Annotated in this window: 16 protein-coding genes; 9 read left to right on the forward strand and 7 right to left on the reverse strand. The window is 39.7% G+C overall.

The window, feature by feature from the left end:
• The first annotated feature begins 403 nt into the window (after positions 1 to 403).
• Together QYF49_RS23435 and QYF49_RS23440 are read left to right on the forward strand one after the other, a co-directional pair.
• Positions 404 to 811, forward strand: a complete 408-nt coding sequence (locus tag QYF49_RS23435) for a hypothetical protein (RefSeq protein ID WP_290402009.1) — start codon at positions 404 to 406, stop codon at positions 809 to 811.
• Between the two features lie 423 nt (positions 812 to 1,234).
• Complete coding sequence (locus tag QYF49_RS23440; RefSeq protein ID WP_290402010.1) at positions 1,235 to 1,792, forward strand: peptidoglycan-binding domain-containing protein; 558 nt, start codon at positions 1,235 to 1,237, stop codon at positions 1,790 to 1,792.
• A gap of 698 nt (positions 1,793 to 2,490) precedes the next feature.
• On the opposite strand, the gene QYF49_RS23445 is transcribed toward QYF49_RS23440, so the two are convergent.
• The gene (locus tag QYF49_RS23445; RefSeq protein ID WP_290402011.1) at positions 2,491 to 2,658 is read right to left on the reverse strand and encodes a hypothetical protein; all 168 of its coding nucleotides are present in this window, start codon (positions 2,656 to 2,658) and stop codon (positions 2,491 to 2,493) included.
• Positions 2,659 to 3,580: 922 nt separating this feature from the next.
• Between QYF49_RS23445 and fbpA the strand changes: the two genes are divergently transcribed.
• A complete protein-coding gene (gene fbpA, locus QYF49_RS23450) occupies positions 3,581 to 3,730 on the forward strand; it encodes a Fur-regulated basic protein FbpA (RefSeq protein ID WP_290402012.1) in 150 nt (49 codons plus the stop codon).
• On the opposite strand, the gene QYF49_RS23455 is transcribed toward fbpA, so the two are convergent.
• Positions 3,727 to 4,548 carry an ATP-dependent DNA ligase gene (locus QYF49_RS23455; protein WP_290402013.1) on the reverse strand — a complete coding sequence of 274 codons (822 nt, stop codon included), beginning with the start codon at positions 4,546 to 4,548 and terminating at the stop codon, positions 3,727 to 3,729. The genes fbpA and QYF49_RS23455 overlap by 4 nt on opposite strands.
• Before the next feature lie 335 nt (positions 4,549 to 4,883).
• On the reverse strand, positions 4,884 to 5,138 hold the full coding sequence (locus QYF49_RS23460) for a GlsB/YeaQ/YmgE family stress response membrane protein (RefSeq protein WP_290402014.1): 255 nt from the start codon (positions 5,136 to 5,138) through the stop codon (positions 4,884 to 4,886).
• 654 nt (positions 5,139 to 5,792) lie between these two features.
• Here QYF49_RS23460 and QYF49_RS23465 point away from each other — a divergent pair.
• The 6 genes from QYF49_RS23465 (at position 5,793) to QYF49_RS23490 (ending at position 13,027) form a co-directional block, all read left to right on the forward strand.
• Positions 5,793 to 6,659, forward strand: coding sequence for a MurR/RpiR family transcriptional regulator (locus QYF49_RS23465; RefSeq protein WP_290402015.1), 867 nt, complete (start codon positions 5,793 to 5,795; stop codon positions 6,657 to 6,659).
• Positions 6,660 to 6,900: 241 nt separating this feature from the next.
• Positions 6,901 to 7,938, forward strand: a complete 1,038-nt coding sequence (locus QYF49_RS23470; protein WP_290402016.1) for a zinc-dependent dehydrogenase — start codon at positions 6,901 to 6,903, stop codon at positions 7,936 to 7,938.
• A 24-nt stretch (positions 7,939 to 7,962) separates the two neighbouring features.
• Positions 7,963 to 8,790 (forward strand): class I fructose-bisphosphate aldolase, encoded by an 828-nt coding sequence (locus QYF49_RS23475; RefSeq protein ID WP_290402017.1) that lies wholly within the window; start codon positions 7,963 to 7,965, stop codon positions 8,788 to 8,790.
• A gap of 12 nt (positions 8,791 to 8,802) precedes the next feature.
• On the forward strand, positions 8,803 to 10,344 hold the full coding sequence (locus QYF49_RS23480) for a xylulokinase (protein ID WP_290402018.1): 1,542 nt from the start codon (positions 8,803 to 8,805) through the stop codon (positions 10,342 to 10,344).
• On the forward strand, positions 10,307 to 11,272 hold the full coding sequence (locus QYF49_RS23485; protein WP_290402019.1) for a 2-hydroxyacid dehydrogenase: 966 nt from the start codon (positions 10,307 to 10,309) through the stop codon (positions 11,270 to 11,272). The genes QYF49_RS23480 and QYF49_RS23485 overlap by 38 nt, the downstream gene beginning before the upstream one ends.
• A 405-nt stretch (positions 11,273 to 11,677) precedes the next feature.
• On the forward strand, positions 11,678 to 13,027 hold the full coding sequence (locus tag QYF49_RS23490) for an MFS transporter (protein WP_290402020.1): 1,350 nt from the start codon (positions 11,678 to 11,680) through the stop codon (positions 13,025 to 13,027).
• A 126-nt stretch (positions 13,028 to 13,153) separates the two neighbouring features.
• Here the strand turns inward: QYF49_RS23490 and QYF49_RS23495 are convergent, their stop codons facing one another.
• From QYF49_RS23495 to QYF49_RS23510, 4 genes are all read right to left on the reverse strand, one after another.
• Positions 13,154 to 13,339 (reverse strand): hypothetical protein, encoded by a 186-nt coding sequence (locus QYF49_RS23495; protein WP_290402021.1) that lies wholly within the window; start codon positions 13,337 to 13,339, stop codon positions 13,154 to 13,156.
• A 53-nt stretch (positions 13,340 to 13,392) separates the two neighbouring features.
• Entirely contained in the window at positions 13,393 to 13,707 is a 315-nt protein-coding gene (locus QYF49_RS23500; RefSeq protein ID WP_290402022.1) for an STAS domain-containing protein, read from the reverse strand.
• Positions 13,708 to 14,174: 467 nt separating this feature from the next.
• Entirely contained in the window at positions 14,175 to 14,669 is a 495-nt protein-coding gene (locus QYF49_RS23505; RefSeq protein WP_290402023.1) for a peptidoglycan-binding domain-containing protein, read from the reverse strand.
• A gap of 603 nt (positions 14,670 to 15,272) precedes the next feature.
• Positions 15,273 to 16,685, reverse strand: coding sequence for a glycoside hydrolase family 18 protein (locus tag QYF49_RS23510; RefSeq protein ID WP_290402024.1), 1,413 nt, complete (start codon positions 16,683 to 16,685; stop codon positions 15,273 to 15,275).
• Positions 16,686 to 17,025: the final 340 nt, after the last annotated feature.

Here is a 17,025-nt window from a genome sequence, read left to right on the forward strand (position 1 = left end):
TAATAACACGTCTCTAAATAAAACTTGACCGGTTAGCTGAGCCGATGCAGAAAATTAAGCGCCATACAACTAACGGATTTCCTTCTTTGCCGTGTGTGGGTCTATCCCGGACGGCCAGCGAAAGCAAACGGTTCCGACGGTAACCGTTGTGTTCCGGCACAGGGATTCAGGGCAGAATAAAGAATTGCCTTTTTCGAGTTTAGCCCTCGCCTTAGATTATTCATTTTTATTCTTTTAGTAAAATGTAAATATAAATAGTTGCTTCATCAAGATCGCTAAAACTTTTCATTTCTTGATTCGATTTGTAATTGGTCACCTTTATTGTTCGAGAAAGGTTCGTTCCGATAAAAAACGAGACGTCAAACCGACAATTTCTAGCCATCTCAAAAATTGTATATATCGCTTGTCCTACATCACGAATACACCGGTTAAGGATGTGGCCGAAACCATATGCGAAAAAGGACTGCAATCGAGGAACGTGCTGGACTACTTATCTCAATTTTTCCGAAGAGATCTGCAGTTTCTTAATACCGTTTATATGGGCGATTGGGGACGGGAATCATTACAGAAGAAAATGCAATCAGGGAAGAATGAGCGGATCACCATTCGCTTTACTCCAGCAACCTATGAAAACATCTATTCCCTGTCTCGCGCATTGGACGTGACCCCATCAAAAGCGACAGCACTATTAATAGATGCCAGTATCCGAAACACTCATCTATTGAATGCTTTCGTAAAGTGCTATCTGCATCAGCATATAGATGCAGCCAGAATGAAGGAATTAAAACAGGTACCGGAAATACATCAATAAAAACAATCCATACAACGAGGAAATTTCCTAGTTTGCCTTGCTTGCGATGATCTTTGAAGACATAAAGGAAGGGACCAGCAATCTAAAAGACGTCATTCATAACTGGATGGAAAAATACAAATAATTTTATTCATTTTTTCAAGAAATATCGTTAATAGAAATTCCGACCATAATACCTACGTGGGAAGGCAAGCTGTTTACAGCCATCATTTCCTGCATTCTCGTCGGACTGGTGTGGAAAAGGCTTAAAACACGGTAAGGCTCATGTTGGGAAAATGCCTAAAAAACATCAGGAGTTGGGTTTTATGGTGTTTTTTGGTACTTTATATGCATTTTTATTTTATCGGTTGCTTGGTACAAGAATTTTCGTATAAAGTGATATTGTTGTATTTTTTCCAAATCCATGTAAGGAGGCAAAAGTGTATGAGCATGAAAAAATCGTTGATCTGTTTTTCAGCAGCAGGATTTCTTGCACTGCAAGCTTTACTCCCAGCCGCGGCGAACGCTAGTTCCGAGGTGAAATCAGAAAAAATGAGCGTGGCAGATCCTTATCCCGGGCACGTCATTAAATACGGGGACCGTGGATCTGATGTTAGAAAAGTACAAACACAGCTAAACAAGAATCGGATACCGATTACGGTGGATGGAATCTTTGGTAAGGTGACTCTTAAGAAAGTGAAGCAGTTTCAATACTATCGCTACTTAAAGACGGATGGTCTTGTGGGTCCCTCCACATGGCATGCTCTATATCACACGCCAGTGCCTTATCCTGGACACGTCATTAAGCTGGGTGACCGAGGCCAGGATGTAACGAGGATTCAGGCACGCTTAAATGATGCGGGGGGTTCCATTAAAATTGATGGCATCTTTGGACCGAAAACAGAAGTGAGAGTAAAAGGTTTTCAAAAAAAGCATCACCTTACAGTGGATGGGGTCGTTGGCCGGGAAACATGGGAAGTGTTATTTAATTACGAGGAATAGAATATAAAAAATGAGGCATCGGGAGAACTCATCCTGGTGTCTTTTTTTGTTGGGGAAATCATAGCCTCAAAGTAGGGAGGAAGGGATTGAATATTCAGTGCGTATTTTAAGCCATTGTTTCAATATACGTTTTATCTTTTTGTGCACTAAAGTTACTAGCTGCACAAGGCCAAATATACGGAACATAAAAGGATACTTAAAGAGTTTTTTAATGACCAAACAAAAGGTAAAAAAACCGGATAAAATGATAGTGTAATAAGTGGTTTGGACTCCTCGCTTTGGAAGCCTTTTTAACGGCTGCTGGCATCGAACCCTTTCCGTTAGGCGGCAGCAGCCCTTTTCTGTTTTACAGCCGCCAAAAGGGCGGATGGTTTACACGTGACTTTTTATATAGTGGAAATAAGCAATTGTCCTTATGTATGGAGGTGAGGTGATGTCATTGGATCAGCGCAGTACTGCCATGTTGTTCCATTTGTCGCAGGCCGAAGCATACATCTCAGTGGATGAATTGATCGAGAAATTCAATGTGTAAAAACGTACCATTTACTATGATATTGAAAAAATAAACGAGTGGCTCAGTGATAACGACCTAAAGCCTCAGGCATTTCGCTCGTGCCCAAGACATTAGAGGAATGGAGTTCGGAGCACCATTAGATTTTGAGAATACAAAAGATAGTTTTATGGGTTTTTTATGTCACTTAGTCCCTTTTCTCATTATCGATCGATTTTTGAACGAAAGATGGATGGAAAACAGAATTTGTTATGTAAAGATAGTTTACACTTTGCTGTTGTCCTTTTATCCAAGATGCCATAAATATACCAGAAATGACAAGACCTATTACTACAATAAAGAACAGTTGTGACATGTTTCATCCTCCTTGAATTTACCAAAATGTCAGTAGGAGATTCTACTGATCTCGAATCCTAATGTAATCACCCTGTTCAATAAATTATACACGAACATTTGTTCGTATAAAACATAAAAATCTAAAAATAACCGATTTTCTTCTAACTCCCTGTTCGATCACTTTGCTCCGTTATGGAAGGTAACATCCTAATGGAATGAAGGCTGTGTGTGTATCTTCAGCGGAAGATACAAGCCATCGTATAGATAAGGAACGGGGCCGTTAAGGGAATTTCATATCAAAAGACAGTCGTAAAGCTGGTTACAATAAGGGTTATAGTTTGTAAAGTTGTAAAGAGTTTTTAAAAAAGGTCTGTTTTTGTTCCTTTTTATTTTGCACAGGTGTTAAAATGAATTTCACGCCACCCCTTTTCGACCCTTTCTCTTAGTCCCTTACGCTAAGAGAAAGGGTTTTGTCCTTTCAAGAGGACATGAACATAATCACTGGAACCATCTATTACAGAACTTAGAATTATTCGTTGTCTAATGAAGTTACAGGAAGACTCGCAGCTGCCGGGAAACTCATCGGTATTGATGTACCGGACACCTATCATTAATGCGAAGGCCGAATACACTAGTCTGAAAGAAAAAGGCGATTTGTATTTATGGGAGGGAAGGAGATCTCCTTTGCTCTTTTTTTAGGGAGAATCGAACTTTCGAAATTAAAAACACAAACGAATTTGCAAGCGGAAATGCTTGCGTTTCCATTGCAGGAACATCCAAACAAATTGTATGCAGTCTTCATAGATTATATTACGTAGTATTCTGCGTATTTAAACATTATACTAAAGATTTTTTCGGCACTCCTTGCTGAAGGAGATGAGGACAACCTATAGCAGGCAAACGCTAGGCCAAGATAGAGACTGACTTAAGGAGGAGAGAGCTTGGAGGTAAGAAGGCATGTACTTATTTTGAATCTTCTGCAAATGGGTGTATGGAAAACAAGAGACGGAAGGCGGCTTACTACATTAAGGCTGGATGAATTGGAACGCGAATACTCAAAAATGTTGGACAAGAAAGAGGAAAGGGTTTAGAGAAATTCTTCAAAAGAAGGGGTTCTCAATAAACCAGCTTTTGTATAGTTCCGGAATTTCACTTTTGCTTTTATAGGATCGGCTGGAAAACGAACAAAATCACCGTACTCTTCATATTTAGAATTATGTGCCATGCTATACACTTTCTGGCGTGCATGAGAAGGGGCGAATTCAAGTGTGCCGGCTGGCAATCCGGTGTCAAAATTAAGGATCCATCCAAATTTAGATTTACGGTAACCGGTGATCAGCACATCCTCGAAAGAGTAATTGATTACTTTAAGCCAGTTTTTTGAGCGTTGACCAACCATATAAGCAGAATCTTTCCTTTTGAGGAAAATTCCCTCTAACGATTGACTACAGCATAAAGAGAAAAGCTGTTCACTGTTCAAACCTGAAAGAGACTTTACCTTTGCGATAAGAGGTGAGTCATCGGGCAACACATCAAATAAGAGCAGCTTACGTTGTTCTAAAGGGAGTGAGGTAACATCCTTGCCCTTGTAATAGAGAATATCAAAAACACAGTACGTAATCTGACCTTTAGAACGAAAGAACCTTTGCATGCAGGATTCAAAGTCGGGCTTGCCGGCCTCATCTGTAACAACAAGCTCACCATCCAGAATCGTGCCAGCAGGTAACGGATAAGAAAGAAGCTCACCAAAGCGAGCAGAAATATCATTTTTGTGCCGAGTGTAAAGTTTAGACTTTTCGCCCATTGTTGAAAAAATAGCGCGAATCCCATCGAGCTTTAACTCAGCAATATAATTTTCACCATTAAACGGCTTCTCAATCTTATGTAGAAGCATCGGACTAACGAACATGTAGAACACCTCAAGTAAAGCGTATCATTACTTGATCTGACATAGATAACAAAAAGACACTGGGAACTGATGGAAAGAAGAAGCGGAACATGGATCATAGAATGCGGGTTTCTTCGAATTGGGAGATGTTTACACGCTGCTTTCGTTCAATGAATCGTTTGCGGTGCAAAACAACTGTAATTGTTTGGCCCTGTCGTCCGGCACAGCACGAACAAACGCCCACCGGTTTTATGAAAGATGGGATATTCCAAGGTCTTCCATGTTTTTAAAAAAGATTTTGCAACATAAAAAAACCGTTGCGCCTTTTGGCGTAACGGTTTTTTTAGTTATCAGTGTTATGCGTTTCTTCGCATACCACGCAAAATTGCACTGACAATCAATACAATGACAATTGCACCGATAATCGCTGGTATGATGGCAAAACCTGCAACGGTAGGACCCCAGTCACCAAGGACTAGTCCGCCGAGCCAAGCGCCAACAAAACCTGCGATAATGTTACCAATGATTCCGCCAGGAACGTCACGTCCTGTAATTACTCCTGCTAACCAACCAATAATACCACCTATAATAAGTGCCCAAAGAAAACTCATTTGTGTGTTCCTCCTTTAAAAATTTTTGTTTTACTGTTTTGTACCGTTAAAATACCCATTGGCAAATAAAAATAAACAAAATAAAAAAAATCCTCAGACATGTGATAAGACAATAAGTTGATGAATTTAAATTATTATCTAGTACCCCAACCATTTTCCTAAATAACAACCCAAAGTGGATAATTCCGTACAGGGAGACATTAAAAATACAAACGGATGTTTTAAGATATAAAAGACATATCGGGTTAACTCCTCCTTATACGATAAAAAGTTTCTATAATACTCCAACTTGAGGGGGCAGTAACTACCAGCTTTTTTATCATACTATTTAATGGAGAGAAGTCTTTATTACGACTTTTGTATGTTTTGTGGAAACGAATTTTTTTGTCCGATGATGCTAGACTGGGAGATTACTAGAGGTTTACTAAGGAACTAGATTGTTAAATCTTGATTTGGGCAAGCCATCTCCCGCGTTGTGGTGATGTTTTTCTAATGAATTTTGTGGCACCGGGTCGATTTTCAAATAAGGCTATAGAAGCACTTAATGAGTTGAAACTTTTTAAGTTGAGTAATTGTTAAGAATCTAAGTAGAAAATTATGAATCAGATATTATAGAATAGAGAATAGAAAGAAAGAGAAAGAAGAGGTCACGCAATGAGCGATTTGAGAGTAAATACAAATCCTGGCTTTTTCACCAGAACTAATGCGGCTATGTCAAAGTTGAGGGATTCAGAAAAAAAGATTATAGAGTACATTAAACAAAATCAAGAAGAAATTATCCATCTTTCAATAACAGAGGTTGCCGAAAGAAGTGAAACAAGTGAATCTTCTGTCGTTCGCTTATGTAAACGGCTAGGATACAAGGGCTTTCAGGATTTAAAAATAAATTTGGCCAAAGAAGTAATGACCCCAGAAAAAGTTATTCACGAAATTATTGAAAAAGGCGACGATGTTGTAACTATAAAAAAGAAGGTTTTCCAGTCCAACATACAAGCCTTATATGATACGATCGAGGTTTGTAATGATGAAGAAATAAAGAAAGCGGTCAATGCCATATCAAATGCCCGTCTAATCGAATTTTATGGAACTGGCGGATCAGGTACTGTGGCACTTGATGCGCACCATAAGTTATTGAAATTAGGGATAAAATCATTTGCCTATAACGATTCCGTTCTACAAGCTATGTCAGCAAGCGTTTTAACCAATAAAGATGTGGTTATCGGAGTTTCTCATACGGGTTCCAATACAGATGTATTATCTGCTCTAAAATTAGCAAAAGAAGCAGGAGCAACTCTTATTTGTATAACTGACTCATCCAAATCCCCTATTACAAAGATTTCGGACATTGTATTACAAACAGCATCAAATGAAACCTTATTTCGTACCGATGCAATTTCCTCAAGGATAGCTCAATTAACCATAATTGATATTTTGGTCGCTGCTGTAGCTAACCAGAAATATGAAATGTACTATCAAAACCTTCAGAAAACAAGGAAATCAACGATTGATAAGAAACTTTAATTCGTAGTGAAAAAAAGTTTCTCTTTTTATTTTTATTACTTGAAGGAAATTACCACCACATGCTATTATGGTCTTGTAAGTTATTTTCTGAATATTTAATTGATTCTTTAAAGTTGTATGAAAGCGCATCCAGTCTGAAATGAGGGGGGAAGGTGCACATAAGGGGGATGTATATTTTTTATTCAGTTGCTTTGTTTAGAAAAATTTTGCCAAAAAACCAAGGATAAAGGAGAAACAGGCCATGAAAGCAGCGGTTTTTCACGGTCCCAACGAACTTAAGCTTCAAGAGGTTCGAAAACCGGAAATCAATGAAAATGAAGTACTTGTTAAGGTTAACGCTAGTGCCGTCTGCGGTACGGATGTAAGAATCTTTGAAGGAAAAAAGACCAAAGGTGTTCGAACTCCTTCGATTATAGGACATGAACTTGTTGGCACTATTGTCGAAGTGGGTTTAGAAGTGAAGGATTTTTCTAAAGGGGACAGAGTGGCGGTTATGCCTGTAATTCCTTGCAGGAATTGCTATTACTGCCTGAATGGAAGAGAGAATGTGTGTGCAAACCGAACAGCCATTGGATATGAGTTTGATGGTGGGTTTGCAGAATATGTAAGGATACCAACTGCTGCCCTGGAGGCTGGAAATCTTGTTAGAATTCCTGCTCATTTATCCTTTGAACAAGCAGTTGTTTCTGAGCCGCTTGCCTGCTGTATTAATGGACAAAGAAAAGCAAGTGTTAAAATGGGTGACGTTGTCGTTATTATTGGCGGCGGTCCAATCGGCTTGATGCATGTTCAATTAGCTAAAATAGCAAGGGCTAGGTCTGTTGTTCTAAGTGAACCAATCGAGCATAGACGGAATAAAGCCACCCTGGCTGGTGCAGATGTTACGGTGAATCCTCTCACTGAATCACTGGAGAATATCGTATTAAGCGAATCCGATGGGTTAGGTGCTGATGTAGTGATTATGGCAATAGGAGTTCCGTCACTGGTCAATCAATGTGCCACCCTGCTTAAAAAGGGCGGAACATTAAGCTTATTTGCTGGATTCACAAATGGTGTAATGTCGGAAATAGATCCGAATGTTATACATTATAACGAGATTAATATAAACGGTACATCGTCTTTAACAAGAGCCGATTACCACAAAGCACTTTCTTTGATAACTACCGGTCAAATTAACACAGATGTTTTAACCACTACTGGCTACACTCTGGAGGATATTGAGAAAGCAATTATGGATGTGAAAAATGGAAATGGCATGAAATCAGTGATTACCCAATAAAAAGTAAGAATAGGAGTGTTGACGATGTCCTTTTTAGGTAAGGAAATTCGTATGAATCGCCTCTTAAATCAGGGATCTGGAAAGCTTTTGGCAGTGGCAGTCGACCAGGCAATGGCACGTGGGATTTTTGAAGAACTCATGCCAATCCAGCGCAAGATGGATGAAATCGTTGTTGGTGGCCCGGATGCTATTACCATGCATAAAGGAATTGCAGATATGTGTTACCGCCCCCATGCGGGTAAAACAGGCTTTATTTTAAAATGCTCTACCTTCTCACCATGGCAGCCCAACTATGACGCATGGGTTACAGTGGTTGATGAAGCTGTACGATTAGGAGCTGATGCCGTTTCAATGGGATGTATTGTTGGCGGTGATGACCAGCCGGAACAGCTGCGTAATCTTGGGATTATTGCCGGGCAGGCAGCGGCTCACGGACTTCCGATGATTGCCCATATTTATCCAAGAGGAAATCAAATTCCTGAAGAGGATAAAAATAATTGGAAGAATGTGGCCTATGCCGTTCGTGCAGGCGCTGAACTTGGCGTTGACATTGTAAAAACAAAGTACACTGGAAATCCAGAAACGTTCCACAAGGTTGTTTCCTCGACTCCAGGAAAGGTAGTCGTAGCAGGCGGGGATAACGGGAATAATATAGAAGATTATTTTCAAATGGTCTATGACGTCATTGATGCTGGGGGAGTAGGCATTACTTTTGGAAGGATCGTATGGAACAATCCAAATCCAACTGCGGTTGTAAAAGCATTTAAAAATATTATTCATAATAAAGGTACTGTCAAAGAAACGATGGAGCTGTATATCGAGTTGATGGATTCACCAGTAACTTCATACTAAGGGTGATGAGCCGTGTCTCACATTATTGGAATAGATATTGGAACGAGCGGTATTAAAGTAGGTGCGATGAACAAGGAAGGAGCGCTGGAATTTCTTGAGTTCCAGCCTCTGTCCCTTGTTTACCCATTAATGGGTTGGGTGGAAATTGACTTAGAGGATACATGGAATAAGACGAAAACATTGCTTTTGAAAGTATGGGAGCAAGTAGATACCATTGGCTCAGTTGATGCCATTTCTCTTTCTACTTTTTGCAACAGTTCTGTGTTTTTAAATGAAAAGGGAGATCCCCTTTACCCCGGTATTGTTTACTTAGACCAAAGAAGCAGGGATGAATCTGAGCTTATTAAAGAAACTGTGGGTAAAGAGTTATTGTTTAACATCACAAAAAACCGGATAGAGCCTGGGATGTATACGGTTACAACACATCTATGGTTTAAGAACCATTATCCCGATTTGTATCAGCAAACATATAAGTGGGGAAACCTTTCAACATTTATTTTGCACAAACTCACAGGGAACTTTTTAATGGATTGGACACAATGTTCGTACACTGGAATTTTTGATATTGAAAAATATAATTGGTCACCAGAAATCTACGAGAAGGTGGGTATTGATGCCAGGAAGCTTCCTGAGGTTGTGGATCCGAGTTCGGTTATTGGAAACTTCCTGCCTGATTTTTCATCTTATAGTATTCCGGTTATAGCAGGGGCGGCTGATACAGCCTGTTCAGCAGCGGCACTTGGTCTCGGCGTGAATGAAATGTTTGAATCCGTTGGAACCTCAAATGTTTTAACCGTCTGTACAGACCAGCCTGATTGTTTGGATAAGCGATTTTTGAATAGATGCCATGTTATGAAAAATCGTTGGCTGTCCCATGGGGCAATGTCTTTCCCCGGTTTAGCCATCCAATGGTTCTACGAGCAGTTTTTAAAACCGGAAGGCCATTCAAAACGTATTTTAGAGGATTTGCCCAAGCAATCGATTGCGGGTGCGAACGGTGTATTCTTCCTGCCGTATATGCAGGGGGAACGAGTACCGATTTGGGATACTAACGCACGTGGGGTCTTTGTAGGCATCCATTTGAATACTGTAAAAGCCGATATGTATCGTGCCATTTTGGAAGGCTGTTCATATGGTCTAAGACAGATCAATGAAATTATTGAAGAGTGTTACAAATTACAGGCAGAAAGCATGTCTTCCATCGGCGGGGGATCTAAAAACAGGGAATGGGCCCAAATCAAAGCGAATGTTCTGGAGAAAAAAATTAAGATTAAAGCTATTTCCGAAACGGGTGTATTAGGAGCCTGTATCATAGCCGGCACTGCTATTGGCTATTTTTCCTCTCTGGAAGAAGCAGCTACTGCTATAGGGAATGGAACCATATATACGGCTAAGCCTGAGGTCGGCATGCGGGAAACGTATTCTCAGCTTTATCATATATTCAACGAATTGTATCCTTCATTAAAAACTTTCTTTGCAATTAGCACAGGACAAAGTGCCAAAGGTGGAGTACAAGTTGAGACCAACCATATATATAACGAGGTTACTACCTAAGGATGTAATCGACAAACTTTCAATCGATTTAAATGTAAGGATGTGGGAAGAGGAGGAAATCCCGGTACCGAGGGAAATTTTACTCAGGGAAATTAAAAATGCAGATGGCCTCTTATGCTTATTGACAGACATGGTTGATGAAGAGGTCATTAATGAAGCAACCCGTTTAAAGATTATCAGTAACATGGCAGTCGGCTTTAATAATATCGATATACACTCGGCTCAAAAAAAGGGGATTATTGTAACTAATACTCCTGGTGTACTCACTGAAACAACCGCAGATTTAACGTTTGCCCTATTAATGGCAACAGCCCGGAGGCTCATAGATGCGTCTGACTGCCTTCGCAAAGGGGAATGGGGAGCTTGGTCCCCGATGCAGCATACAGGCCAGGAAGTATATGGTGCAACGTTAGGGATAGTTGGATTAGGAAGAATAGGGGAAGCGCTTGTAAAGTGGGCGAAAGGATTTAACATGAATGTCCTTTATTATAATCGCACGCAAAAATTTTATAAAGAGAGGGAGCTGGAGATCCATTTCACGAAACTGCGGGACTTATTGAAGCAAGCGGATTTTGTCTGCCTTCTCCTTCCGTTTAGTCACGAGGTTTACCACTTCATTGGGAAAGAGGAATTATCGCTTATGAAAAGCAATGCCATTCTCATTAATACCGCAAGAGGCGGGATTGTTGATGAAGACGCATTATTTGACGCATTAAAGAAAGGCAAGATTTGGGCTGCCGGTCTTGATGTATTTGAAGAGGAACCGGTCTCTTCTGATCATCCTTTACTTTCCCTACCTAATGTTGTCACGCTTCCTCATATCGGAAGTGCAAGTGTTCAAACAAGAATCAACATGGCCAAATTAGCTGCTGATAATATTCTGAATGTTCTAAGTGAAAAAAAGCCAATTACCCCAGTTAAACTTTAAAAAATGATTATTTCTGATATCGCGGGAAGACAAAGATATAGTGATCCTCCAGATATAGGACAAGAAGCATGAGTAGGTAAATATAAGCTTTTGCTGTCTCTTACATAACATGGCTGTCTAAAAATTGCTGATAATAGGAGTATTACAGGAAAGAATGGCCATGGAGAAACATCCAGAAAGATTATTTGTTAAATACTCCGCTATCGAAAAGCTGCAGAATTAAACGGATTAGTAGAACTGTTGGTTAGTGAACTGCTCGGATGATCGCAAGAGCAGCTATTATTTTTTATTTTTTATGTCTGAATAGTTTGAAAATAAATGCCTGGTTTGTTCTTTACACCCAGATACTTACTTATGTGAATCTGATTTTTTTATATCATTTTAATTTATTGTTGGAGGGTGAAAATGATGGCAGTACCTCAATCCAAAATTAAGGCTGTACCATCAACAAAGACAAAATCAAGCTTTCGCTGGGTAGTCTTGACTATTATTTTTGGTGCCTATTTTGTATGTTACGCTGACCGAACGAATATTGGAGTTGTTTTACCGTTTATTCAAAAAGAGTTTACTCTAAATAACTTCCAGGCTGGTGCGGTTGCGAGTTTCTTTTTCCTGGGATATGCCATTACACAAATTCCGGCAGGTTTTGCTCTGGGTAAAAAGGGGTCAAGGGGTATAGGTGCACTTGCAATCCTTGCCTTCTCACTTGTAACATTCCTACTTGGTACAGTAAAAAATGCAACCTCTTTGGTATTGCTTCGTTTAGGATTAGGGATTGCAGAAGGACCTGCACCTGTAACTATGACTTCTACAATTAACCAGTGGTTCCCTGCTAGGGAGAAGGCTACGGCTACAGGTGTATTTATTGCCTCAACCCAGCTGGCGCCGATTGTGGTTCCTATTATCGCTTCATGGATAGCTGTCACCCAAGGCTGGCGATCTGTGTTCTATTGGTTTGCTATACCGGGTATTATTATGGCAATTATCTGGTATGCCTTTGTACGAACTAAACCTGAGGATTCTCCAAATGTTTCCGAAGCGGAAGCTAGGTATATTCGCGAAAGTCAAGCAATCCAAGTAAGTTCTGGCAAGGAAAAATCCTTTGGCTGGCTCGATAAATTCATTCGTTATCAAAAAGCAGCACCTTTAACTACATTTAAAAGTGTCTTTGCTTCCTGGAATATTTGGGGAAATACCCTTACTTATTTTTTAATGAACAGTGTAATATATGGAATTTTGACTTGGGTTCCAAGTTATTTGGTGGTTGCAAAAGGGTACTCTTTTATGAAAATGGGATTCGTAGCATCGATGCCGGCTGTTGGCGGTTTATTGGGAGCTATTCTTGGCGGATTTTTATCAGATAAAGTTTTCGAGAAAAGACGCAAACCTACTATGTTAATAACTGCTACTGCTGCAGCCGTCATGATGTTTGTTATTATCAATATTCCGGATAACGGAGCGCTTGTTGCTCTCTGTCTGGGTCTTGCTGGTTTCTTCCTTAATATAGGCTGGCCTGCTTTTACGGCATATCCAATGGGTTTAACCACCAGAGATACCTACCCAGTAGCGATAGCTACAGTAAACAGCGGCGGCAATCTTGGCGGTTTTTTTTCCCCAATGATCGTAGGAGCTATTTTGGATACAACAAACAATTATAACCTTGCGTTTGGTTACTTTGGATTCCTACTTATTCTAGGGTTCCTAATCATTCTAAGTTTAAAAGAACCAATTCAGCATGAATATAAAACTTCATAAACTTCAGCCCCCTGACCGTTCTGTTCGCAAAGGTTGATGTCCCTTCAAACAAAGAAGGGCGCTGTTAATACTATGGAAGCAGTTTATGAAATTCAACGTATCAAAGGCAATATAACTTAATGACTGTCAAAAAGTAAAACCCGCTTTCAAATTTTCATTTGAGAGCGGGTTTTTGTTTCTTCCAACGAAGCATTGTAGTCCTCGTTCGTTGCCATAGTCGGTGAAGGAGTCCAAGCCTTCGCATTGCAATTGTTTGTTGATAGAAATAATAGATTGAATGGCCGCCCCTTTTTTGGTTAACTTTCCCTTCATTTGTATATCTTCTTTTAGAATCTGAACAAAGGACACGTACCTGACTTACATCATTATATTAGTCCTGTTACCTCAAATAACCTGCGGACGTGATTCTTCATGCCTTTAAGTATTAAAGTACTGTTGCTCCTTTTCGTTAATTTAAAGGCTCCAGCGAACACTCCTAACCCAATACTATCTATAAAATCAATTTTCTCAACATCAATAATGATTTTTTGTTTAGTTTGTTCGGACAAGGGGAAAAGTATTGCTTTTAACTTGGGTGCTGTGTAGCTCTGAACTTCTCCGACTAATTCCAAATAATGTGTACCGTTCAATTTTTCATGTGTAATATTAAGATCCATCACATTCCCCATTGACATACTCATAAGCAAACCTCCAGGAGAAAGATTAGAAAACTTTTATCGTAATTGAGGACCTTCTGTCTTTCCTATCGCTCGTTGATTATTGTCACCTCATTTATTTAATAGTGTAACACGCAAATATAAAAGCTTATTGATTAGTTTTTATTAATTTGGATTCGTTTTGTTTTGACAAACGCTTATTGCCCTGATTTTATAAAAAACGAGCAAATGAAACAAGGGGTGTCTGCAGTATTAAAGCAGCACCCAGTGGCGTGCTTAAGATGACGTAAAAATGATTAGATAAAGCGATGGATTCTAGTGAAAGCTAAAAACCCATGGTACCCATATAATTATTATAGTTTTCTTCATTGTTTTTGTTACTGGAACTATCATGCCAATTTATAAAAACCTTTATTTTATGTAAATAAAAAACAGGTCTTTTCTTAACAAATAAAATAACCCATTGGCTCTTTAAACCAATGGGTTGCTGTTTACTTGGCGTATAGCCGATAACCATCCGATTTATCCGTTCCATTACCAAAAATGGTTGTTGTTGAAGGAGAGGAATCTGACTTATTGTCATACTTCCACTCCATTCTTAAGCCCATAAACCCGCCAACTCCATAGGTGGAATTATTTTTCTTCTTTATATACTGTGAAAAACTGTTCCAGGTTTTTGGGCCGACGATGCCATCGGCCATTAATCCATTTTCTTTTTGATATTTCTTTACACCGGCGGCTGTTTTCGGCCCAAATATTCCATCAACATCAACGAGCCCAGTTTCAGTGTAAAAAGACATCACGTTAAGGATATACTGCATATTCCTAACCTCTTTGTTCGCCTTACCTTGCTTAAGAACAGAATTTTGCTTCCAATTCTCAGGATGATGAAACCCGCTTGCCGAGGCAATGGAAGGGGTTGACAACATAAAAGTCAGTAATGCAACAAGGATACCTGTCATCCACTTTTTATTAAATTTCAACATAATAACTTCTCCTTTTCTCCCTTTATTTTCATTGTTTAAACTCATAACAATAGTCGTTAGAGGGAAAGAAAAGGTTACAAAATAATTGATCGATTAAAAAATAAATAGGTTAATTATTAAAGGGCAGCGTGCCTACAGTCCTTCTCAAAGAGTAATTAGAGGTAAAAAAACGAGGAATGGAGAGGTTCTTCCAAGGGTTTTAGGCGGAGGAACCAACAAAGTAATAAGCTGTATTTGTCTTTCTTCCTCGGAAAAATATAGCCGGTTCAGCCAACAGAAGCAAGTCCAGTTTAGGACTGCTTTTTTTTTCGACAGCGGAATTGATAAATATCATTTTCCTGGTTGCTCTGGGCCCATTCTTTCTTCGCTGCCACGTTGATGAATAAACGGGAGTCATTTAAACTCATTCACTTTAAAAACATTCTCAGGTTGTTTTATCAAAGATTGGTGCGCCTTTAAACAATGAATACAGATAGGAAGTAAATTAGGAATGACGTTGGGGAATTAGCAAGTGATTTATGAGGTGAAGGAGGAACGTAAAGAGTTAAATAGATTATTGGATGTTATTTTCGTGCAAGGGGCTTATAATCCATCGATAGTGTATTACCGAATTTTTCGTATCATAAAATTATCTTCAAGCAGCAGCCGATTTTGCGGGAATGGGTAGCCAAGTACCCAATAACTAATCCCGCGCAGTCCATAGTCTTTTACTGTATCAAATTTAGATTGGGCGCTGCGAGCATCCTCAAACCAGACTTCATGTTGGCGCCCCTGTGCATCCGTATAGCGGAAAAATGGAGCTTGTGAAGTGGGATCATAATGAATGGGCACTCCATATTGAATGGCCCTGCGGACCGCTTCCTGCTGGCTGAATGTTTCAGCCTCTTGGCCTTTAACATGCGGGAGCAGCCAGTCCCTTGCGTAAACCTGAAAGCCAAAAAATATTTTGTTTCTCGGTATAACAGTGACGGCGTAATCTAGCACTCTTTTTATTTGATTGAGGGGGGAAATCGCCTGTGGCGGCCCTAAACGGTATCCCCATTCATAGGTCATTAACACAACAAAATCAACGATTCTTCCGTGTGCAGGATAATCATGGGCTTCAACTAACAATCCTTTTTGTTCGCCGCTCGTTTTTGGGGCAAGGGCGGTCGATACAAAATATCCTTCAGGATGCAAGCGACTGACAGTACGTTGTAAAAATTGGTTGTATAATTCACGGTCTGATTGATAGACGTTTTCAAAGTCCACGTTCAGCCCAACATATCCTTTTTCTTTCATTATTTTAATGATATTGGTTAACAATTGATCTTGGATTGCACTACTTGAAAGTATCGTGTGAGCAAGGCGAGAACCCGGATCTTTAGCTGTGAAATTGGTAATACATAGGACTGGCATAACCCTCTCGGCTGCACAAGCTTGAATAATGGGAGTATCATTGATGGAACTCAGCTCGCCATCTTCTCGCATTCTATAGGCAAAAGGCATCCAATAGGTTAAATACCGGCCGGTTTCCCGAACCTCACGGGCTCCTGCTTCTCCTTCATTGTTCGTATACGCGTTAACATCAATGACTGGTTTCTTAAAAGGAATGATTAAAACAGAGCCGGGCGAGATCATATTCGGATTTTGGATTCCATTCGCTCTCATGATCTCTTGAACAGTCGTGCCATATCGCTGTGCAATTTGCCATAACTTTTCTCCGGGTTGAACAGTATATGTTCTCGCAGGTACGACTAACACCATGCCGGGATGAAACCGGGAAGGGTCTGTAATGTGGTTTATGTGCAGAATCGCTTGTACCGTTGTTCCATATTTATGGGCAATCTTCCATAATGATTCTCCAGTCCGGACAGTATGCATCCTATGAGCCGTAGGAATGACAAGCGCCAAACCACTGACCAGTTTATTAGGCTCTTCTAAATGGTTCGCAGTTATTATATGATTTATCGTTACGCCATATCGCTGGGAAATCGCCCAAACTGATTCACCACGTTGTACTACATGAATTTGCACTCTCTTCCCTCCTTCAAAAAGATTTTCCTCCACAATTTCATGTATGCAGAATTAGATAATTCTATTCCCCTTAATAGAGTTGGCTTCCAAAAATAAGAGCGAGCAACATCTATATAATGTTTCTACGCAGAGCAGTTTGTTGATAGGCGTTACACGAAGGGATAAATTGTAGCGTTATCATCACGTTACGGATACGATTCAAAAATACGTATTTACAAAGTTATAATACCATTATAATATACAAGTATGAGAAAAATAATAAAGAAGAAGGAGGGTAATTGGTTTTATAAACGGCAGTCAATGCCTCCTTTACGTGTTTAAGCCAGCAATTTATAGTATA

The organism is Fictibacillus terranigra, from assembly GCF_030412265.1.
Taxonomy (GTDB): Bacteria; Bacillota; Bacilli; order Bacillales; family Fictibacillaceae; genus Fictibacillus_C; species Fictibacillus_C terrinigri.